The 20004-nt window shown below is 57.7% G+C and carries 20 protein-coding genes and 7 tRNA genes; 19 read left to right on the top strand and 8 right to left on the bottom strand.

Annotation, left to right across the window (positions count from 1 at the left end; translation table 11 throughout):
* Positions 1 to 63: 63 nt before the first annotated feature.
* Positions 64 to 354: a DUF4193 domain-containing protein gene (locus tag ACLI1M_RS06850; protein ID WP_023021404.1), complete on the top strand. Its 291-nt coding sequence runs from the start codon at positions 64 to 66 to the stop codon at positions 352 to 354.
* 121 nt (positions 355 to 475) lie between these two features.
* On the opposite strand, the gene ACLI1M_RS06845 is transcribed toward ACLI1M_RS06850, so the two are convergent.
* Positions 476 to 1012 (bottom strand): DUF3093 domain-containing protein, encoded by a 537-nt coding sequence (locus tag ACLI1M_RS06845; protein WP_034655386.1) that lies wholly within the window; start codon positions 1010 to 1012, stop codon positions 476 to 478.
* Positions 1013 to 1076: 64 nt separating this feature from the next.
* On the opposite strand from ACLI1M_RS06845, the gene dut reads away from it, so the two are divergent.
* From dut to dxs, 5 genes are all read left to right on the top strand, one after another.
* A complete protein-coding gene (gene dut, locus ACLI1M_RS06840; protein WP_086587552.1) occupies positions 1077 to 1550 on the top strand; it encodes a dUTP diphosphatase in 474 nt (157 codons plus the stop codon).
* A 48-nt stretch (positions 1551 to 1598) separates the two neighbouring features.
* Positions 1599 to 2546 (top strand): DUF3710 domain-containing protein, encoded by a 948-nt coding sequence (locus tag ACLI1M_RS06835; protein ID WP_248098636.1) that lies wholly within the window; start codon positions 1599 to 1601, stop codon positions 2544 to 2546.
* A gap of 17 nt (positions 2547 to 2563) precedes the next feature.
* A complete protein-coding gene (locus ACLI1M_RS06830; protein WP_248098633.1) occupies positions 2564 to 3292 on the top strand; it encodes a DUF3159 domain-containing protein in 729 nt (242 codons plus the stop codon).
* The gene (locus tag ACLI1M_RS06825) at positions 3285 to 4508 is read left to right on the top strand and encodes a class I SAM-dependent RNA methyltransferase (RefSeq protein ID WP_023021409.1); all 1224 of its coding nucleotides are present in this window, start codon (positions 3285 to 3287) and stop codon (positions 4506 to 4508) included. The genes ACLI1M_RS06830 and ACLI1M_RS06825 overlap by 8 nt, the downstream gene beginning before the upstream one ends.
* A gap of 128 nt (positions 4509 to 4636) precedes the next feature.
* On the top strand, positions 4637 to 6562 hold the full coding sequence (gene dxs / locus ACLI1M_RS06820) for a 1-deoxy-D-xylulose-5-phosphate synthase (RefSeq protein WP_023021410.1): 1926 nt from the start codon (positions 4637 to 4639) through the stop codon (positions 6560 to 6562).
* Positions 6563 to 6583: 21 nt separating this feature from the next.
* On the opposite strand, the gene ACLI1M_RS06815 is transcribed toward dxs, so the two are convergent.
* Entirely contained in the window at positions 6584 to 7828 is a 1245-nt protein-coding gene (locus ACLI1M_RS06815; RefSeq protein WP_411706481.1) for an HRDC domain-containing protein, read from the bottom strand.
* 1 nt (position 7829) lies between these two features.
* Positions 7830 to 8423 (bottom strand): DUF3000 domain-containing protein, encoded by a 594-nt coding sequence (locus tag ACLI1M_RS06810; RefSeq protein WP_232212620.1) that lies wholly within the window; start codon positions 8421 to 8423, stop codon positions 7830 to 7832.
* A 213-nt stretch (positions 8424 to 8636) separates the two neighbouring features.
* On the opposite strand from ACLI1M_RS06810, the gene hemQ reads away from it, so the two are divergent.
* On the top strand, positions 8637 to 9338 hold the full coding sequence (gene hemQ, locus ACLI1M_RS06805; protein WP_034655844.1) for a hydrogen peroxide-dependent heme synthase: 702 nt from the start codon (positions 8637 to 8639) through the stop codon (positions 9336 to 9338).
* Positions 9339 to 9446: 108 nt separating this feature from the next.
* On the opposite strand, the gene msrB is transcribed toward hemQ, so the two are convergent.
* The 5 genes from msrB to ACLI1M_RS06780 all read right to left on the bottom strand — a co-directional run bounded on the left by msrB (position 9447) and on the right by ACLI1M_RS06780 (position 12857).
* Positions 9447 to 9869: a peptide-methionine (R)-S-oxide reductase MsrB gene (gene msrB / locus ACLI1M_RS06800; RefSeq protein ID WP_023021414.1), complete on the bottom strand. Its 423-nt coding sequence runs from the start codon at positions 9867 to 9869 to the stop codon at positions 9447 to 9449.
* Positions 9870 to 9878: 9 nt separating this feature from the next.
* The gene (locus ACLI1M_RS06795; protein WP_259824634.1) at positions 9879 to 11030 is read right to left on the bottom strand and encodes a glycosyltransferase family 87 protein; all 1152 of its coding nucleotides are present in this window, start codon (positions 11028 to 11030) and stop codon (positions 9879 to 9881) included.
* Between the two features lie 6 nt (positions 11031 to 11036).
* On the bottom strand, positions 11037 to 11735 hold the full coding sequence (locus ACLI1M_RS06790; RefSeq protein WP_248098629.1) for a pyrimidine reductase family protein: 699 nt from the start codon (positions 11733 to 11735) through the stop codon (positions 11037 to 11039).
* A gap of 72 nt (positions 11736 to 11807) precedes the next feature.
* Complete coding sequence (locus ACLI1M_RS06785) at positions 11808 to 12710, bottom strand: DMT family transporter (protein WP_259824632.1); 903 nt, start codon at positions 12708 to 12710, stop codon at positions 11808 to 11810.
* Positions 12711 to 12782: 72 nt separating this feature from the next.
* Positions 12783 to 12857: transfer RNA gene (locus tag ACLI1M_RS06780), tRNA-Val, on the bottom strand.
* Positions 12858 to 13102: 245 nt separating this feature from the next.
* Between ACLI1M_RS06780 and ACLI1M_RS06775 the strand changes: the two genes are divergently transcribed.
* The 12 genes from ACLI1M_RS06775 (at position 13103) to pgsA (ending at position 19984) form a co-directional block, all read left to right on the top strand.
* Positions 13103 to 13178, top strand: a tRNA-Gly gene (locus tag ACLI1M_RS06775).
* Positions 13179 to 13224: 46 nt separating this feature from the next.
* Positions 13225 to 13296 (top strand) — tRNA-Val (locus tag ACLI1M_RS06770).
* A 38-nt stretch (positions 13297 to 13334) separates the two neighbouring features.
* Positions 13335 to 13410: transfer RNA gene (locus tag ACLI1M_RS06765), tRNA-Gly, on the top strand.
* A gap of 30 nt (positions 13411 to 13440) precedes the next feature.
* A tRNA-Cys gene (locus tag ACLI1M_RS06760) sits at positions 13441 to 13511 on the top strand.
* Positions 13512 to 13538: 27 nt separating this feature from the next.
* Positions 13539 to 13610, top strand: a tRNA-Val gene (locus ACLI1M_RS06755).
* Positions 13611 to 13654: 44 nt separating this feature from the next.
* A tRNA-Gly gene (locus ACLI1M_RS06750) sits at positions 13655 to 13730 on the top strand.
* Between the two features lie 531 nt (positions 13731 to 14261).
* On the top strand, positions 14262 to 14828 hold the full coding sequence (locus tag ACLI1M_RS06745; protein ID WP_200287392.1) for a copper resistance protein CopC: 567 nt from the start codon (positions 14262 to 14264) through the stop codon (positions 14826 to 14828).
* Positions 14828 to 15430 carry a copper chaperone PCu(A)C gene (locus ACLI1M_RS06740; protein ID WP_200287394.1) on the top strand — a complete coding sequence of 201 codons (603 nt, stop codon included), beginning with the start codon at positions 14828 to 14830 and terminating at the stop codon, positions 15428 to 15430. Before ACLI1M_RS06745 ends, ACLI1M_RS06740 begins: the two co-directional genes overlap by 1 nt.
* A 2-nt stretch (positions 15431 to 15432) precedes the next feature.
* Entirely contained in the window at positions 15433 to 16659 is a 1227-nt protein-coding gene (locus ACLI1M_RS06735; protein ID WP_200287396.1) for a Dyp-type peroxidase, read from the top strand.
* 77 nt (positions 16660 to 16736) lie between these two features.
* Positions 16737 to 18800: a threonine--tRNA ligase gene (gene thrS / locus ACLI1M_RS06730; RefSeq protein WP_023021422.1), complete on the top strand. Its 2064-nt coding sequence runs from the start codon at positions 16737 to 16739 to the stop codon at positions 18798 to 18800.
* Positions 18787 to 19386, top strand: a complete 600-nt coding sequence (locus tag ACLI1M_RS06725) for an HIT family protein (protein WP_408918441.1) — start codon at positions 18787 to 18789, stop codon at positions 19384 to 19386. Before thrS ends, ACLI1M_RS06725 begins: the two co-directional genes overlap by 14 nt.
* The gene (pgsA, locus tag ACLI1M_RS06720) at positions 19379 to 19984 is read left to right on the top strand and encodes a phosphatidylinositol phosphate synthase (RefSeq protein WP_049360666.1); all 606 of its coding nucleotides are present in this window, start codon (positions 19379 to 19381) and stop codon (positions 19982 to 19984) included. Before ACLI1M_RS06725 ends, pgsA begins: the two co-directional genes overlap by 8 nt.
* Positions 19985 to 20004: the final 20 nt, after the last annotated feature.

Raw genomic sequence — 20004 nt, 5'->3', positions numbered from 1 at the left:
TTACTATGCGCGATCGATAATTACCCATTCCTTAAAGCAATTTGACCATTAGGGGCGTGCATTATGGCCACCGATTATGACGCACCGCGCCGGCGCGCGGAAGATGAACTCGAAACTGACTCCCTAGAGGGGCTCAAAGCCGCTGAAAGCGACAACAACGGCATGGACGATGACGGAGAAATCGTCGAATCGTTCCAGCCGCCAACAGTTGACCTTACCGGTGAGGAGCTCAATGTTGAGGTAGTTCCCCGCCAAGAAGACGAGTTTACTTGCGGCTCTTGTTTCCTAGTGCAGTCCAATAAGCGCTATTCCCACGATGAGGATGGCCAGCCTATCTGTAAGGACTGTGCTTAAAGGAAGTCGCAGCAGTAAAGAAACCCCGCACACGGCAACTTGCTTAAAGCCGAGTGCGGGGTTTGGTGTTGTGGCCGTCTCGAATCTGCCGGTTCGAGGATGCCTACAAAATCTTTAAAATTTAGTGCTGTTCCGGCAGGAAGGCATGGAGTAAAGCTTCTGGGTCCTTCGAAGCGATGAGCCAATAAGGGGTATCGTCCTCAGGATCATTGAGCACCATCATGGCGTGCTCATCCACCCAAGCGTGGGAGACCAAGAACGCCGCGGGATCGAATTGCGGGCCTAGCGCATTACGCCGTGCAGATTTGGGAACCGTGATAGACCGCGAGACCACGTCGTTGGGTAGTTGGGCGTCTTTGACTGAGAGCCAACGCGTTCCGTCTGGGTCACGCTCTACCACGATGACCGTATTGGACCACGTAATAAGTACCCACACGGCGATGGCGCCAAGGAGTATTGCAGGAATAATGGTCCACCACATGGAGCGGTTTAGCCCGGCGGTAGCAGAAGTAAGTGCCACGATGCCGGCGGCAAAAAGCCAAAAGTACCAAGGCACCCATTGGCGTTCGCGGTAGAGCACCTGAGGGGCCATCGTGCCCTGTGCAGAAGCGGAGCTCGACGGTGCCGGAGTTGCGGAAGAAGCAGATGTATCAGACACGTCTAGCTAGTCTAGTCCACACGCACCACAGAATGAACCTGCTAAGGCAGGTAGGATTGGCCAGGTGACTGACTCGTTTCCATATTCTCAGCCAGAAAGCCCTTTCGGCGATATTAAAGTCAAGCGTCTAGACAAGGAGCTTCCGCTGCCGAAACGCGCCCATCGCGGCGACGCCGGTGCGGACCTCTACGCAGCAGAAGCACTTACGTTGCAACCCGGCGAGCGCGCCCTTGTAGGCACCGGGATTGCAATTGCGCTGCCACTAGGAACAGTCGGTTTGATTCATCCACGGTCCGGGTTGGCTGCTAAACAAGGGCTTTCGGTAGTTAATACTCCGGGGACAGTGGATGCTGACTACCGCGGGGAAATCAAAGTCTGCCTTATCAACCACGACCGGCATACCCCAATCGAAATCGAACGCGGAATGCGTATCGCTCAGCTCGTGGTCCAGCGCGTTGAACTAGTGGGATTTGCTGAGGTCGAAGAATTGGATGACACCGACCGGGGAGCCGGTGGCTATGGCTCTACCGGCGTGTAGCTAAAGCAATAGAGACTTAACGAAACTTCTAGAAAGGATGTAGCAACCATGGGAATCTGGCCCTTTGGCAAGAAGAACGAGGATGCGAAGAAGGAGCAGGCAAAGCCTGCAGCAAAGGGCGAAAAGCCGGTGGGCCCCGAGTCCGTGGATAAAGATGCCCAGGAATCATATCCTCCGGTAGAAGATACCGCAGCCGATGCCGCGGCCGCTTCTGGCAATGAATCACGCGAATTTGCCCATGACGCTATCAACGGTCAGACCGGCCCCTTTGATGGTGACTCCGTAGATATCGAAACTTTCGATTTCAGCGACTTTTCCATCGGCATTTTAGATTTGGGCTCTCTGCGCATCCCACTGCCAAAGGAATCCCAGGTACAAGTAGAAATGGGCGAGCAAGGCCCGCGGATGCTGCACATCGTAACCAAGGTGGGCCGAATTACCCCCGTAGCCTTTGCCGCCCCACGCAAGCCGGGCCAGTGGGCAGAATCCGTCGAGGAGATCAAGGAAGGCATGAGCCGCGATGGTCTCACCGTTACTACCGAGCCAGGCCCGTGGGGTGCTGAGGTCGTGGGTAAAAACGACAATGGCCAGGTTCGCGTCATCGGTGCAGATGGCCCACGGTGGATGCTGCGCATGACGCTGGCGGCACCGGCAGGAATGGAAGCTGACCTGGCAGAAATGGCCCGCGAGGTAGCCGCGCGCACCTTTGTCTACCGTGGAGAAGACCCCATCTTGGCCGGAAACGCTTTGCCGGTCATCATGCCCGAGCAGCTCGTAGAGCAAGTCAAGCAGGCCATGGACCAGCGCCAGCAGGAGCAGCAGGCAGCCGCTAATGCCCAGAACCACCCAGAAAACGGCGTTGGCGGTCCAGACCCTGCAGCAGAAGCAGAGGCGGAACAGCACTTGCGCGATTTGGGCGGCACCCCACAGGAGGGGGAGAATGGATCGTCCCCGCAGGACCCCGATGAGGGTTCTGCACCTACTTCCAAAGACTAGGCAAAGCAGTAAACCACGTGACACATTCTTCCTCGCCGCAGTCCTCCCAGGACGCAAAGAACCTTGACGCTAATGAGTCTCAAGCCGAACCCACCCTATTGGAACAAATGGGTGGGCTATCCGGGCTCGTTTCCGCTACCTTGCCGGTCCTTGTGCTGATTCCAGTCAATAACTTTTTTGGGCTGGGCCCAGCCCTCGCAGCGGCGCTTGGTGTAGCCGTTGCTATCGCTATCTGGAGGGTGCTTCGCAAAGAGACCCTTCAGCCAGCCATATCGGGGCTTTTGGGCGTCGCTCTGTGTGCGGCAATCGCCTGGTTTACCGGTGATGCCAAAGGGTATTTCTTGTACGGTATCTGGATGTCGTTGGCGCTATGTATTGCCGCCGTACTCTCGATCCTATTCCGGTGGCCCGCGGTGGGCGTTATCTGGAAGGGGATTAACGGCGAGGAAATGCAGTGGCAGAAGATTACCCCAGCGCGCCGGGCCTATGCCATAGCTACCGGTGGGTGGGCGGTAATCTTTCTCGCCCGTTTTATTGTCCAGCGCGCCATCTATGATGCCGATGCAACTACAGCATTGGGAGTGACCAGAATCCTAATGGGATGGCCCCTGACCCTTCTGGTAACGGCGCTTACCGTGTGGATGGTGCGGCGCGCGGACACAGCTGTGGAGGAAGTTACAGGCGCGGGTGAGCGTACGCAGGCACAACCAGAACCACTACAAGAGGCCGAGGTAGAAAATGACTGAACCTACGATTAGCCGGGGCGATATTCTTGAGGTGAGAATTGACCGCATGGCACACGGCGGGGAAGGAATCGGCCAGGCGCCTGATGGGCGAGTTGTATTTGTTCCACGCGCATTTCCAGGAGACGTCGTTAAGGCTAAGGCCGGCCGAGTCAAGAAGTCGTTCATTAAGGCGGACCTGGACAGTGTAGTGACCCCGGGTGCGCTGCGCGTGCCATCGTCGTGCCCAGCTGCGGAACAAGGGGCAGGCTGCTGCGATTTTGCAGAGCTAGATCCTGCGGCCGAAACTGGGATTAAGGCAGAAATCTTAGCGGAGCAGCTGCGCCGCACTGGCGTTAAAACCAGTGCGGGCCTAGACATTGAACAACACACCCTAGAGCCGGTGAGGGGCTGGCGCACTCGGGTTCGGTGGGGCGTCGACAAGCAAGGGCGTGCTGGAACCCGTGAGCGTCGGTCCAATGAGCTCGTTACGGCAGCCGCCTGTACGCAGCTGGCTCCGGGATTGGCAGACGGCCTCGTCGGAGAAGGCGCACGTCGTTTTACCCCAGGTGCAGAGGTCATTGCTGTTGTCGATGGCGCGGGAGACCGCCATGTAGTAGAAACCCGCAAAGCCCCGCGCGGACGCCGCGTAGAGACCATCCGTGAGGTGGTAGAAGGCAGCGGCCAAGTGCAAGAACATGTGGGTAGTAGGACGTTTAGCTTCCCCGCCACTGCCTTTTGGCAAGCCCATAGTCAGGCGCCGGCAGCGTATACCCAGCTGGTAACTGAGTGGCTCGGTCAACGTGAGTACCAGGAACGTACCGCCTGGGATCTTTATGGCGGCGTTGGGCTTTTCGTTCCAGCACTGGCAGCAGCCGTGCAGGGCAAGGTCATCTCCGTGGATTATTCGCCAGCGGCAACGGCAGCGGAGCAGCCCTGCCTGGCGGACTGCGATGTGGAACTAAAATCCGCGAAGGTGGAGCAGGTTGCTGCGCAGTTACCTAAACCAGGCGCTGTAGTCCTCGATCCCCCACGCACCGGCGCAGGCAAAGACGTGATTCGTTCCGTGGCGGCCGCTGCACCCCAAGCGGTCGTGCACGTGGGATGTGACCCAGCCACCTTTGCTCGCGATCTGCATTACTGGGACGAACACGGGTACGGGATTGAAAAAATGGCGCTCATTAACGCGTTTCCCGGAACGCATCACTTCGAAACGATTGCGCTCATTACCCCTGCCTAATGCGCCGCATAGGTGCCCAGGCGCGGCCGGGTATGGTGCCGCGCCCTAGCCGGAATATAATATTCACCGCCCGCCGCGGGTACGGTAGAAAAGAAGAACTAAGCACAGAAGGAGTTGAAGTCCGCTCCATGACTATCTTGGATACCATTAACTCGCCGCAGGATCTCAAGGCACTGTCCGCAGACAAGCTTGAAGAGCTTGCGGCAGAGATTCGGCAGCGTCTCATTGATAAGGTTTCCGTCACAGGCGGACATTTGGGTCCCAACTTGGGCGTGGTGGAACTGACCATAGCGTTGCACCGCGTATTTGATTCCCCGCGCGAGCCCATTATTTTTGATACCTCGCACCAGTCTTATGTGCATAAAATGCTTACCGGTCGCACCGATCAATTCGATACCTTGCGGCAAAAAGATGGTCTTTCGGGGTACACGGACCGCGGCGAGTCCGAGCATGACTGGACCGAGTCCTCGCACGCTTCGGCCTCGCTGTCTACGGTGGATGGCTTGTCAAAGGCCTTTAAAATCCGCGGCGATGGTCACCGCAACGTTATCGGCGTCGTTGGTGATGGCGCCCTGACCGGCGGTATGTGCTGGGAGGCACTCAACAATATCTCCGAGGACAAGGACCGCAATGCGGTGATTGTGGTCAATGACAATGGCCGCAGCTATTCGCCCACCATCGGCGGCCTCTCGGAAAATCTTGGTCGTATCCGCTCTCAGCACGGCTATGACGAACTTATGGAGCAGGGCAAGCGCCGCCTGAAACAAATGGGTTGGGTAGGCGAGCGGGCCTTCGATGCCCTGCATGCCATGAAAGAAGGCGTCAAGTCTACGGTCTTGCCAACCGAGATGTTCCCGGAACTAGGCATGAAGTACATCGGTCCGATTAACGGGCACGATATCGATAGCTTGGTGCATGCCCTGACCTATGCCCGCGATTATGACGGACCCATCATTGTGCATGTGGTTACTGAAAAGGGCCATGGGTTTGCCCCAGCCGTCAATGAGCCAAAGGATCAGATGCACTCAACCGGTGCTATTGATCCGGTCACCGGTGTGGCAAAAGGAACTAAGCAGCCTGGCTGGACCGCAGCTTTTTCAGAAGAGCTTGTAGCCGCTGCTGAAAAACGCGAAGACATTGTGGCCATTACCGCTGCCATGGCAGGGCCGACTGGGCTCACGCCGTTCCAAGAGCGCTTTCCTGAACGCTTCTTTGACGTGGGAATCGCAGAGCAGCACGCGATGACCTCCGCCTCTGGTCTTGCGCTCGGGGGTATGCACCCGGTCGTGGCGGTATATTCCACCTTTTTAAATCGAGCCGTGGATCAGGTCATTATGGATATTGCGCTGCTGAAGCTGCCAGTAACCATCGTGCTCGACCGGTCCGGGGTTACCGGTTCCGATGGAGCATCGCACAATGGTGTGTGGGATATGGCGCTGATGAGCATCGTACCGGGCATACACATTGCCGCCCCGCGCGATGGCGCGCGCCTGCGGGAGCTCTTACGGGAGTCGCTAGAAATCGAATCCGGCCCCTCCGTAGTTCGTTTCCCTAAAGGCAACCTGCTGCCGGATATGGATGCGGTAGAAACCTTGGGGGATGGCGTCGACATCCTCCACTACGGCGAAGCCGACGCTGGCGAGGACACCCCAGAGGTGCTTATCGTCTCTATCGGTGCCATGTCCGCGCGCAGCATCGAGGCAGCGAAGCTGCTCGGAGAGCAAGGCGTTAACGTAACCGTCGTTGACCCGCGTTGGGTTGTGCCGGTTCCAAGTTCTATTGTGGCACTCGCCGCTGACCACGATCTGGTGGTTACGGCAGAAGACGGCCTTGTACGCGGCGGTATTGGCTCCATGATTTCTGAAGCCCTCAGCGCAGCCGAGGTAAATACCCCTGTGCGCCGACTTGGCGTTCCGGGATACTTCCCTAAGCACGGCTCGCGCGGCGAGGTCCTAGAGGAATTCGGGCTTACCCCTGAACTTATGGCGGCCTCGATTAGCGAGTGGGTAGAAAACTTCACTGCTGATGCCAATGAGCTGGGAAATGAAGGCTAGGCCTGTCCTGATAAATATCTTCTAGAAAAGACCGTCCACGATAAGCGGGGCGGTCAATTCTATTTGCCATTCGCGCGCGCCTTCCGCGCGGAGAAACGCAGCGACGTCGTCTGGCTGGCGGATGGAACCGGCAACAGAATCAGGTCCGCGGTGGCGTTTATCAGCACGTACCCCTACCTTCGCCCATACTGCGGCGCGCACGGTGGCGGGGCGGATAATAAGCTCGGAGGACATTCCAAGATCATCGCCTAGTTCCGCGATGTCGGCGCGAATAGTTTGATATATCTCCCAGAGATCAGGGTAGTCCTTAGTCCAGATGGTCTTGGAAGGGACCGGATGCGGGGTACGGTGCACGCGAGGCCGCTGGTGCGGGGGAATGGCGCGCGCCTGGTTTAGCACCGCCATCCAGCGGGCGGTGGCCCCCTTGCGCCGGCGGGGAAAACCCTTGATGCGGGCCAAATCGCTGCCAGAGGTGGGGAGAGCGCGCGCAATTTCTACCAGCGTCTTATTCGCTAAAACCCGGCCGGGTGCAGTATCGGTGCGCCGAGCTATTGCGTCCCGTTTGAGCCATAGCGCACGAGCGGCGGTAAGCTGGTTGCCGTTGCGCAGGTTGGAGACTCCCTTTAGGTCGCGCCAAGTAGGTGGCTGCGGGTGAGTATCACCGGCATGCTCGCGGACAATGGAGGAAAATTCCTCTAGCGCCCAATCCATTTTGTCTTGTTCGGCCAAGATATCGCGTAGTGAATCGGCAAGCTCGAGGAGCAGCTCCACATCTAGTGCGGCATAGGCCTTGAGTTCCTCGCTGAGCTGCGGGGTTGACCAGTCAGCGTCGCCGTAGCCTTTTTCTAATTCGATATCAAAAAGCTCTGCAACCATTGTGCCCAGATTCGGGCGGTCGAAACCAGCGAGCCGCGCCGCTAGCTCGGTATCAAAGATGGAGCCGGGGAATAGCCCAAGCCACCCTAGGCAGGGCAAATCCGAATGCGCGGCATGAATTATCCATTCCGCCCCGTTGAGTACTGGGGCGAGGGCAGCGGTGAGCTCCGCGCGATGGCCTTCAGGGGCAAAAAGCATGGTGCCTGCGCCGCAGCGGCGAATTTGAACTACGAAGGCGCGGTCATCGTAGCGATAACCAGAGGCGCGTTCAGTATCGATGGCAAACGGGCCCGTACCTGCAGCTAGGCGTGCGGCGGCAGCGGTGAATTCATCCCGGGTAGCAAGGACCGCCGGGATGCCCTCTACCGGCCGGCTGCGCAATTCTGGCATTCTAGTGGCCGAGCTTGGTAACGCCCTCAGGAGGGAGGCCGGCAACGTTAGCCAATACCTTTGCAAAAGCCTGCACGTGAGGCGCCAGATCGAGGCCTTCAGCGGTCCACGAAGCACGCATTTCAATTTGATAGGCGCGCGGTGGGCCACCAATCTCCCCAAATCGAACGGACGCGGTAGAGGTGACGGTGCCACCCAAGTTGGTGTGGTCGGCGCCTTCCTCTTCTAGGCCTTCATTGAGCCACTGCCAAGCCACATCGGGCAAGAGCGGATCTCCTGCTACGGCATCATCCATATCGGCCTGAATATACGCCACAAGGCGCATAGCGCCCTCCCAGGCTTCCTCAGCACCCGGATCGTGGAGCAAGATAAGGCGGCCAAATGCATCGCCTTCCGCATCAGTGGGCACGATGTCTGGGTTGTCTTCGCCTCCCACCTCGAGGCCGATAGCGTGGCTAAACGGCGCAAGGCGCTGCGGTGGGCGAATGGAGCCCAGGGTTATCTCGGGGCGCAGGTCGGCCGCGTGCATTGACTCCACTGCTTGGGTGAATGCGGCGGGGGTAGCTGGTTCGTGGCTTTCCGCTTGCCTGTGCAAAGGAGTGGGGGCGGAAGCCTCGGCGCTGCGTGGGGTGGTCGATTCGGAATTGCTCACGACGTTCAAGCTATAGTTTCCCAGCCTCTAGCTGGGGGAGGCGCGCCGATGCGAGAGCGTGTCGGCATCCCCGCGGCGGGGGAAGTGACAAGGTTTCATATCCAACTTATGATGGATATGTCCGATTACCCAGAGGCTTTGGCAAAGGAGAACGCAATGGCGAAGCTAGACTACAAGGAACTCAATGCGGTTCAGCAATATTCCCAGCACGCAGTTTTTAAGGTGATCCCGGGGGCGCTCGGCACCGAGCGAGCGGAAATCATCGCCCAAGCGCAGAAGTTCTTCGCCGACGTTGAAGAGGCTGGCAAAGTGACGGTGCGCGGTATCTATGACCTCACGGCTATGCGCGATTCTGCTGATTTTATGATCTGGTGGCACGCCGAGGAATTCTCTGACCTGCAGAAGGTCTTTGGGGACTTTCGCCGCGAGACCACCTTGGGCCAGGTTAGCGAAGTGACCTGGGTAGGCAACGCTTTGCACCGTCCAGCGGAGTTTAATAAGTCGCACCTGCCGTCTTTCATCATGGGCGAGGAGCCAAAGGAGTGGATTTCGGTCTATCCCTTCGTGCGCTCCTATGACTGGTACACCATGGACGAGGAAAAGCGCCGCCGCATCCTTATGGAGCACGGCATGCAAGCGCGTGATTATCCTGATGTGCGAGCTAATACCGTACCGGCTTTTGCGTTGGGTGACTACGAGTGGATTCTGGCCTTTGAGGCGGATGAGCTCCACCGTATCGTCGACCTGATGTACCTGATGCGCTATACCGAAGCCCGTCACCACGTGCGCGAGGAAATTCCTTTCCACACCGGCCGTCGCGTCAAGGACGTGGCAGAACTCATTGCAGTACTGCCCTAAAGGAAACGCCGCCTAGCAGAAGCACTGCTTGGCGACGTCCCGGGCTGCGCCCCTTTCACTAGCCTGGCAGCCAGGCTGTTGACGGGGCGTAAGTTGTGGCGGGGCCCTTTAAGCGGTGCCACCTTCTACCGGTTTTTCCTCCAGGTCAAGGCAAATGGAGTTAATGCAATAGCGAAGGTCAGTAGGGGTGTCGTAGCCCTCGCCCTCAAAGACGTGGCCTAGGTGCGATTCGCAGTTGGCACACAAGACCTCTACTCGGCGCATGCCTAGCGAGTTATCTTCTCGCTCGATGATCTTGTCTCCGGCAAGCGGGGAGAAGAAAGACGGCCAGCCACAATGGGACTCAAACTTTTCCGTGGAACGGAAAAGCTCCGCTCCACACGCGCGGCAAGAATAGACACCCTCGGTAGTGGTATTGGTGTACTCGCCTACATGGGGCGGCTCCGTACCTGCCTCACGCAGAACATAGTATTCCTCGGGGCTTAAGCGCTGGCGCCATTCGGTATCAGCAATGAGCTTGAAATCGGTCATGGGCCGAGTCTAAACCGCTCTGCGCGCGGCACGCCACCAGCCAGCGACCGTAGCGAAAATTGCGACGATAAGCAGCGCCCATCCTGCCGTGGCCGTGAAAAAATTCATCCACCGTCCAGCATCCGGGTGCGCTGTAGACGCCCACGAGACCGGAGCCAAAAAGAGAAATGCCGCCAACCACGCTCCCGCGGAATGAAATACCGAGCGCGGGAGCACAACGGTAAACATCAGCGGGAAAAGCCACATGGAATAGTACTGCTGGCCTAGGGAAGACAGGAAGAAAATTCCCACCATTATCGCCCCGCTAGTGGTCAGTGCCCACAAGGTTGGGTCGGAGTTGCGCCAGCGTAAAAGCCCGAGAATCGCTGCGGCCGTAAGGCCGGCAAAAATCAGCCACACGGTCCAATACAACCCGGCGCCAAAATTAACGTAGGCGTGGAAACCCGCCCAGGAAGAATTGGCATAGTCACGAGTTTCCGAAAGATAGGGCAGCAGCTTTTCGAAAAAGCCGCTGGCGCCCGGCACCACCGGCCACGCCAGTAGATTGAGAATCACCGGAACTCCGATGCCCTCGGCGAGACTGCGCCACTGGAGCTTTACCAAGGGCAGGAAGAGCAGCGGCGCAAACTGCGGCTTAATGACGATGGCAAGGCCAATGACCACGCCTGCCACCCAGCCCAACCACGGGGTGCGCTCGGCCCGCAAAAAGGCCCACAAAAACACGGCCAGACACAGCAAGAGAACGCCGTTGATATTGGTAAAGGCAAGCGTATTGGTCACTGACTCCGTGACAAACGCCAGCGCAATAGATACCGGCCACACGGGCGAGGTGAGCTTGCGGTCCACTATAAGGGTAAGCACCGCCAGTGCCGCGATGATCGCGGCCGCATTCGCCACGATGAATAGTCCTCGCGCAAGTGAGAAGTCTAGGTGCCCTAATGGCGCAAGCAGCAGCGTGGCTCCCGGGGTATACAGATACAGCGGGTCAACGTGGTTATAGGCCTGCTCGTAGACCGGCTGGCTGCTGGACATGCGCGCCACCGCGTTATACACGGTGGTGAAATCATCCGTTGGCGTGCCGTTGCGCGCAATGATGAATACGCGGTGCACAACGAGCAATACGGCCACGGGCCAAGCGGCAACATTGATTCGGGAATTCACGGGCCCTTAGTCTACGTCCTCGCGGGTGCGGGAATACCGCAGAAACACCGTGCCATCCGTATCGGCCGCGACATTTTCCAACTGCATGCGGCGGTGGGAATGCTCGCCCTTAAAAGTAGCCATCGGAGTCTCTACGCCGGTAGACAGATGCGGATCCAGGGTCAAATACATCTGGTCAATCGCATCGGCGTCTACCAACTGCCCAATCATTCCTGGACCGCCTTCACATAGCACGCGCTTAAACCCGCGATCCTTCAGGACGGATATGTAGTCGCGCACGCTTCCTTCACCGGCATCGCAGACCTCCGCCCCCGTGCTTTCAATAGCCTCGATTCGGGTAACGATGTCTTCATCCTCCCAGCTGCTGTGTGGGGCCAAGATGACAGGTGGGGTAGTAAAGTCTGTAAAAAAGTCCGAGTCGATATCGAAATCAAGGCTGCGAGAAGGCACTGCAATAGGAGCTGGGCGCGAGCCATCGGTGCTAGGAACAACGCCGGAGTAATCTTCTGCGCGCACCGTTTGCGCGCCCACCAACACCACGTCTGCCCAGTCCCGTAGAGCTGCAAAAAGTTGTCCATCGGTGTCATTTCCCATGTCTTCTGAGACATGGTTCATCGTCGCCGATCCGGTCAACGTGCTGACCATATTCGTACGGATGGTGAATGTGTCGCGGGAATCAGGACCCAAAAGCGAAGAGATATCCATGTCATCCCAGTGTAGCCAGAGCGGCGAGTGCCCAGCATGGCAATAACAGCGCCATAACCTCAGCAAGACGGGCTACACCAGACGGATGAGAATCACACCGGCCAGTATCACTGCAATGCCGGCTACCTGGCGCAGCGTTACGCGGGCGCCACGCAAGCGATCAATAAGTACGGACCCCAGCATGGAGCCGAGGAGCGTCGCAACCACGGTAAGCCCCGTTCCCAGCTGCGGTACTAAGGCCGCGTTGCCAAAAACAAACAAGGCACCCAGGACGCCACCAACCCACATCCACCAGGGATTGTTCTTCCCCTCGGGGCGCTCAATGCGAGGTCGCCAGCGTAGAACAATATTCACAATGGCAAGGGCAGATACCCCGACGCTAAAAGAAACTAAAGCCGCGCTAACAGGTGAGCCAGTAATCTGGCCCAGGTGACCATTGATCGCGGATTGGCTTGCCGTAAAACAGCCAAAAACAAACCCCGCTAAGCGCCACATCCACAGCGCTGTGGCACTGTCCTCATGCTTCGTGGGCGCGCCGGGGCCGGCGACGATGGCGATTACTCCGCCTAGGACGATGAGAGCCCCTAGCATGCGAACCACGGTCAGCGGGGATATAGGGGAGTCAAAGAGCCCAAGGTGATCGATGACGAGCCCCATGATGATCTGACCGGCGATGGGAAGAACTACGGTCTGGACGGCACCCAAGTGGGGAAATAGGAGAATATTCCCAGTAAGCGCAACTACGCCGAGCAAACCGCCGAACCATATCCACAGTGGTTGGCCAGCTGTGCGGGAAAGGCCGAATTCACCGCCGGTGACAGCGGTGGCGATAACGAGCAAGGTCACCGTGCCCACGGCGAAAGAGATAAGCGAAGAAGAAAAGGGCGTGCCTGTTGACAAGCGCAAGCGCGTATTAACCAGGGTCTGTACGGGCAAAACAAGCCCAGCAAAAATGCCTAAAAGGATCCACAACACGACGGAACACCTTACCGGCACACAAAGAAACCCGCCCAAGCTACCTGTGAAGTGGAGTGCAGGGCGGGGAAGTGGTGGTCCTAACTGGGATTGAACCAGTGACCTTTCCGGTGTGAACGGAACGCTCTCCCACTGAGCTATAGGACCGTGCGGTGGCTAAATGTACACCGCTTGAAATTCAAATACCTAATTGGCTGCGTAGGGCTACTCATGAGCGGGAGGCGGCTGGGCGCCTGCGGTCCACAAGAATCACACCGGTGTGATTTGGGAACGTACAAACGTGGAATATCGGCGGTTAAAAGCAAGGCGCTGGGCTGGGGATTTGGAAACTGGCGCGGAGCACGATAATGTTTCTTCTCGCACCGCAACGGAATAAAAGTTTGCGGCGCAATGCGGATGTAGCGCAGTTGGTAGCGCATCACCTTGCCAAGGTGAGGGTCGCGAGTTCGAGTCTCGTCATCCGCTCCACGCTTTTCAAAGGGCTACCTGTGAAGAGTGATTCTAAGTGAATAGCGCGCGATTAGCTCAGTGGGAGAGCGCTTCCCTGACACGGAAGAGGTCACTGGTTCAATCCCAGTATCGCGCACAAGGACTTTGTCCTAGAAACCGGGCCTGGTTTCGCATGCGGATGTAGCGCAGTTGGTAGCGCATCACCTTGCCAAGGTGAGGGTCGCGAGTTCGAGTCTCGTCATCCGCTCCAGCACTGTATTGTGTGAGGCGGTATCGCCACGGTGGAATGGCCGAGTGGTGAGGCAACGGTCTGCAAAACCGTGCACACGGGTTCGATTCCCGTTTCCACCTCAACTTCTTAATGCCTTCGGGCATTAAGCGCGATTAGCTCAGTGGGAGAGCGCTTCCCTGACACGGAAGAGGTCACTGGTTCAATCCCAGTATCGCGCACGAGAGTCTCTTTTTAGGCTCTGTAGCAAACTCCGGTTTGTTGTGCGGATGTAGCGCAGTTGGTAGCGCATCACCTTGCCAAGGTGAGGGTCGCGAGTTCGAGTCTCGTCATCCGCTCCATGTAGCCGCCCCAGAGACGGGGCGGCTTTTTCTTGTCTCCTTCCGTGTGCTGTGCGATACGCTTGCCTTTGAAGAGTCATAACCCAAAGCGGAGGAGGAAAGATGTCACGCGCACTAGTGGTACCGCTATTGGTTGGAGCCTGCGGCTTCGCGTCTTTTGTTTCGGGGACTGTGCTTTTCTTTATGGGCCTTACTGCGGCAGATGCGGCTGGAGGCAGTGGCAGCGGGGCGTGGCCTTTGACGCTCATCGGTGTTGGCGTCGCCCTGGTTATTTTTGCTCTGATGGTTTCTGGTCCGTTTTTTAATGCCCGGCAGGGGGAGAGGTCCTAAGGCTAGGTCCGCTGGAATTGAGTCAACTTGGCTTAAATAGTGATAAATACCTCTTTTTATTAAGGAAGCGGAACTCGAGCCCAGTTCAAGCCGACATATGACTCGACGCGCTGCTTTTGTGATTGCCGCTATGGCAAGTCGCGGGGCTAGTATGTCTGACAATTCAACTTGTGCTTTTCCAACATCACAAAGGAGCTATCTATGGGCTACCGCGTACCTTGGCTGCGCCGCACAGCCGCAGCAGTGGGCACAGCCGCACTGGTCTTGGGCGGGTCGATGCCTGCCGCATTCGCGCACGACTCCGTTATTGGCGGTTCGGTCAAAGACGGCGATCTACTCGATGAGTTCCCTAAGGAAATCACCCTTGAGTTTTCTGGCATCCCCAAAGAGGACTTCAACACCTTTGCCGTAACCAACGCCGATACCGGTGAGAAGCTCTTTAGCCAGGAACCGCAGCTCCATGAACGAGACCTCACAATTGAGACTCCTGAGGGGGTTAACCCTGGGCCGGGCAACTACCAGGTGGGTTTCCAAATCACGTCTTCGGATGGACACGCTACTCGCGGTGGTGTGGAATTTTCCGTTAAAGGTGACGGGGCCGAAAACCCCGAGGCTGGCGAGTCTGACGCGACAGACCAGGAAGCAACCGAGGGGCTGCCGATGTCGCTGAAAATCATTTTGGGCGTGGGCGGCGTTTTGGCAATTGCCGCAGTAGTTGCCCTATTTATTGGCAAGTCTCGTCGCATTGATTCGGAAGGTGAAAAATAATGTCCAAGATTTCTAGCATTGCCCTTGTGGGGTTAACTGTGGCCGGCCTTGCCCTGGCGGGTTGCTCCCCGCAGAACCAAAATGACTCCACCGAGTCGAAGGTTGATGCCACCTCCAGCGCTGCGGAGAAGTCCTCCCCCGCCGCAGCCGAGGACCTGACCTTCGAAGACGCGGTCGTGCGTGCCAACGAAGATAAAGACATGACTGCTATTTTTGGCACCTTGGTGAACCACACCGATAAGGACATCGCTATCACCGGTTTTTCCACCAGTCTTAATGCCAAGGTGAACCAGATCCATGAGACCGTCGATGGCAAGATGCAGGAAATGTCGAGCCCGTTGGTGGTCAAGGCCGGCGAGTCCCACGAACTTGCACCAGGCGGTGACCACTTCATGCTCATGGAAATGGGAAACCACATCGCTCCCGGTGAATCCCTTGACCTTAAGGTGAAGCTAGAAGGCGGCGAAGAGCTCGATCTGGGCGAGATCCAAACGCGTAGCATGCCTTCCGGGGATGAGGACTACGGCGATATGGAAGGCCACGATATGTCCCACATGGAGCACGGAGATATGTCCCACAATAAGGAAGGCCACGACCACTAACCATGTCTGGGTTCAGCAGAAGGGGATTTCTCACTGGCGCTGCGGTATCGACCAGCGCCTTCGCGTTGGCAGGCTGCAATAACCAGGGCTCTTCCCCGGATGCTGGGGCACAGGAACAGCCTGCGCTTGCCGACGCCCTCGTGGCTTTTGACGGCGAGCATCAGGCGGGCATTGCTACCGCAGAGCAGGCTCACCTGAATCTGGTGGGGTTTGACTTTAAAAGGGGCGTCGACAAGCGGGGGTTTGCCAGCCTGATGAAATTGTGGACCGAGGACGCCCGCGCGCTGTGTACGGGGGAGCCGCCGCTGGGCACCCTGGAACCGGAAATGGTGCAACAGCCCGCCAACTTGACCATCACCTGCGGTCTAGGCCAGAAGGTATTCTCCCTGCTCGGCGTGGAGAAACCACACTGGTTGGGAGATGTGCGTTCCTTTAAGCGTGATGAGCTGCAACGACAATGGGGACAAAGCGATATTGTCCTTCAGATTTGTTGCGATGACCCGTTGATGAATACTTATGCACTGCGCCACATGGTGCGAGCCGGTGAGCACTATGCCAGTGTGAAGTGGCTGCAGCAGGGATTTATTAATGCCTATGGCAGCCACGAAAAGGGCGCTACTGCGCGCAATATGTTCGGGCAAAAGGACGGCACCGTTAACCCGCGCAGCGAGGAAGATTTTGCAGCCCAAGTGTGGATCGATGAAGGGCCGAAGTGGGCGCAAGGGGGAACGGCCATGGTGGTGCGTCGCATTCGCATGAACGTGGATACGTGGGAGAAGCTGGATCGCTCCTCCCGTGAAAATGCGGTGGGCCGTAAGCTTGACACCGGCGCCCCGCTTACCGGTGAAGAAGAATTTGATGCTGCAGATTTCGATGCGGTAGATGACTACGGCTTGCCGGTGATTGATAAAAACTCGCACATGGCCGTGGCCGCGCCACCTGCTGATCATCCGGAGCAACGCATCCTACGCCGGCCGTATAACTATGAGCTGGCCCCCGATGGCAAGGATGGGCAGCTTTCCAATATCGGCCAGGTTTTCATCTGCTATCAGCAGGATCCCACCAAGCAATTCGAGCCTATCCAGGCCCGTTTGGATAAATCTGACCTGATGAATGAGTGGCTGACCCATATCGGCTCCGCTATGTATTTCTGCCCGCCGGGCACCCTCGACGCGGATGGGCGTGAATCTTGGTGGGCGAAATCGCTTTGCGAGTATGCAGGGTTGTAGAATAGCTATCCGTAAATTTAAATAGCGGACGCGGCCAGGTATGCCGCCGACGCACGAGCGCATAAAGGAGCGCGATTATGGCGGAACTCATTCCCGCAGTACCGGTCAATTACGATTCCTTCACCGTGCCCGCCGGCCAGGCCGTGGGCGCAGCAATGCGAGAGCTCAATCTTCCCAATAAGGGCCCTGAGGCTGTCGTAGTCGTTCGCGGTGAAGACGGCACTCTCTTTGATTTGTCGCACACCCCCGACACGGAATCCACCTTCACCCCGGTAGCCGCCTGCGAGGAAGACGGTCGCGCGGTAATCCGCCACTCCTGCGGCCACGTTATGGCGCAGGCCGTGCAGGCCGAATTCCCCGGCACCAAGCTGGGCATCGGCCCGGCCATTGAAAATGGCTTCTACTTCGATTTTCAAACCGCGGAGCCTTTCACCCCGGAAGATCTCAAGGCGATTGAAAAGCGCATGAAGAAGATCATTAAGGGAGGCCAGCGTTTTGAGCGCCACGTTTACGAATCCGCTGCAGAAGCGGAGCAGGCGCTTGCCGGAGAACCCTTCAAGCTCGAGCTGGTCCAGGACAAGGGCAACGTTGACCCTGACTCCGATGAGGCCGCCGAGGTTGGTTCTGGCGATCTGACCCACTATGACAACATCAACCCGCGCACCGGGGAAGTAGAGTGGTTCGACCTCTGCCGCGGACCGCACGTTCCAACCACCAAGTACATCCCGGCCTTCACGCTAACCCGCTCTTCTGCTGCATACTGGCGCGGAGATCAGTCTAAGGCTGGCCTGCAGCGCATTTACGGCACCGCTTTTGAGTCCAAGGAGGCCCTGGAGGCCTACCAGACCATGGTGGAAGAGGCTGAAAAGCGCGACCATCGCCGCTTGGGCCAAGAGCTAGACCTCTTCTCCTTCCCAGATGAGATTGGCTCCGGTTTCCCGGTATTCCACCCGAATGGTGCCACCGTGCGCATGGAGATGGAAAACCACTCTCGCAACCGCCACGTCCAGGCCGGCTATTCCTTTGTCAACACTCCGCATATCACCAAGGGTGATCTCTTCAAGAAGTCGGGCCACCTGGACTTCTACGCCGATGGCATGTTCCCGCCAATGCAGCTCGATGGCGAGTATGACGAAGAAGGCAATACCGTCAAGGAGCCGCAGGACTACTACGCCAAGCCCATGAACTGCCCGATGCACAACCTGATTTTTGCATCCCGTGGCCGTTCCTACCGCGAGTTACCGCTGCGCCTATTTGAGTTCGGCACCGTCTACCGCTACGAAAAGTCCGGCGTGGTCCACGGTCTGACCCGTGCCCGCGGCTTTACCCAGGACGACGCGCACATTTACTGCACCGAAGAACAGCTGGAAGAAGAACTCACCAAGGTCCTAGACTTCATCATCTCCTTGCTGAAGGACTATGGCCTGTCTGATTTCTACCTGGAGCTTTCCACCAAGGATCCGAATAAGTTCGTCGGTTCCGACGAGATTTGGGAGCGCTCGACTTCCATCTTGCAGTCGGTCGCGGAAAAGTCTGGCTTGGAGCTGGTACCGGACCCAGCCGGCGCCGCGTTCTACGGTCCAAAGATTTCTGTCCAGGCCCGCGATGCCATTGGCCGTACCTGGCAGATGTCTACCGTGCAATTGGACTTCAACTTGCCCGAGCGTTTCGAGCTGGAGTACACCGCTTCGGACGGAACAAAGAAGCGCCCGATCATGATTCACCGTGCGCTCTTTGGCTCCATTGAACGTTTCTTTGGTGTGCTGCTGGAGCACTACGCTGGCGCATTCCCAGCTTGGCTGGCGCCGCACCAGGTGGTGGGTATCCCGGTGGCAGATGAATTCTCCCCGCACCTTGAAGAAGTTGCCGCACAGCTGCGCCAGAAGGGAATCCGCGCCGATGTGGATACCTCCGATGACCGCATGCAGAAAAAGATTCGCAATCACACCACCGGAAAGGTCCCATTCATGCTGGTCGCCGGTGCCCGCGATGTGGAAGCCGGCGCCGTGTCCTTCCGCTTCCTAGATGGCACCCAGGTCAACGGTGTGCCAGTGAATGAGGCTGTGGAACTCATCACTGCGTGGGTCGCAGAACGCAATAACGAGCAGCCGACTGAAGAGCTCATCAGTGCCCGACGCTAAAAAGACGCGCGAGACCGAAAGCTCCGCCGCTTTCGACAATGGAGCGGTGGAGGGGACCTTCGTTGACTCAGGCGCGGGCGACCCGGACCGTCTAGAACGGCTGTGGGCACCTTATCGCATGGCTTATATAGCCAAGCGCTCTGAGGACCCCTTCGTTGCCGCCCCGCAGGGTAGCGACGAAGACGGGCTCATCATCGCCCGCGGCAAGAGCGTTTATGCATTGCTAAACCTCTTTCCGTACAACGCTGGACACCTCATGGTGGTGCCGTACCGTAAAGAATCTCAGCTTGAGAACCTAACGCAAGAGGAATCTCAAGAGCTGATGGAGTTTGCGCAAAAGGCTATCCGGGTACTCAAACGCGTCTCTCACCCAGAGGCCATTAACGTAGGTTTGAACTTGGGTCGCGCTTCAGGAGGCTCCGTGGGAGATCACCTGCACCTGCATGTGGTGCCAAGGTGGCCTGGGGATAGTAACTTTATGACTGTCCTTGATGGGACTAAGGTATTACCGCAGCTTCTGCAGGATACACGCCGCGTGCTGGCAGAAGGTTGGCGCGAGATGGAAGAGGAGGATTCGCGTGCTTAGCGTGCATGGGCGAAAGCCCGCCGCCGTGGTGGTGGAACCTATAGCGAAGGCCTTTTTAAAGCTGGGCCTGACCCCGAATGTGGTCACTATTGTGGGAACCATTGTCACCATTGCTATTTCGGTGATCCTCATTCCTACCGGTCACCTGTTTTCCGCTGCCGTATTATCCGGCCTCTTTGCCGCCTTTGACATGCTCGACGGCACCATGGCGCGTCTGACTGGCAAAGCCACCGCCTTTGGCGCGACCTTGGATGCTTCCTGCGATCGAATCACCGATGGTGCCTTGTTTAGCGCTATTGCGTGGTGGCTGATTTATTCCGCGGATTCTTCCCGCATTACGGTCATCGCTTGCTTTGTCACCTTGGTATGTTCCCAGGTCATTTCCTATATCAAGGCTAGGGGAGAGGCGTCTGGGTTCAAGATGGTCGGCGGCCTCATCGAGCGCCCTGAGCGGCTTATCTTGGGCTTGGGCGGCATTGGCCTTGAGGGCCTTGGCGTTCCGCATGCTATCGAGGTAGCGCTGTGGATCCTTGCCGTTGGCTCCATCTTCACCGTGTGCCAGCGCATGGTCATCGCTGCCCGCCAGGAGCAGCACTAGCTCGCTGAGCACCACCGAAA

It is taken from the genome of Corynebacterium sp. LaCa54 (genome assembly GCF_046717495.1).
Taxonomy (GTDB): Bacteria; Actinomycetota; Actinomycetes; order Mycobacteriales; family Mycobacteriaceae; genus Corynebacterium; species Corynebacterium kefirresidentii.
This window is presented reverse-complemented; position numbering and strand designations above follow the sequence as displayed.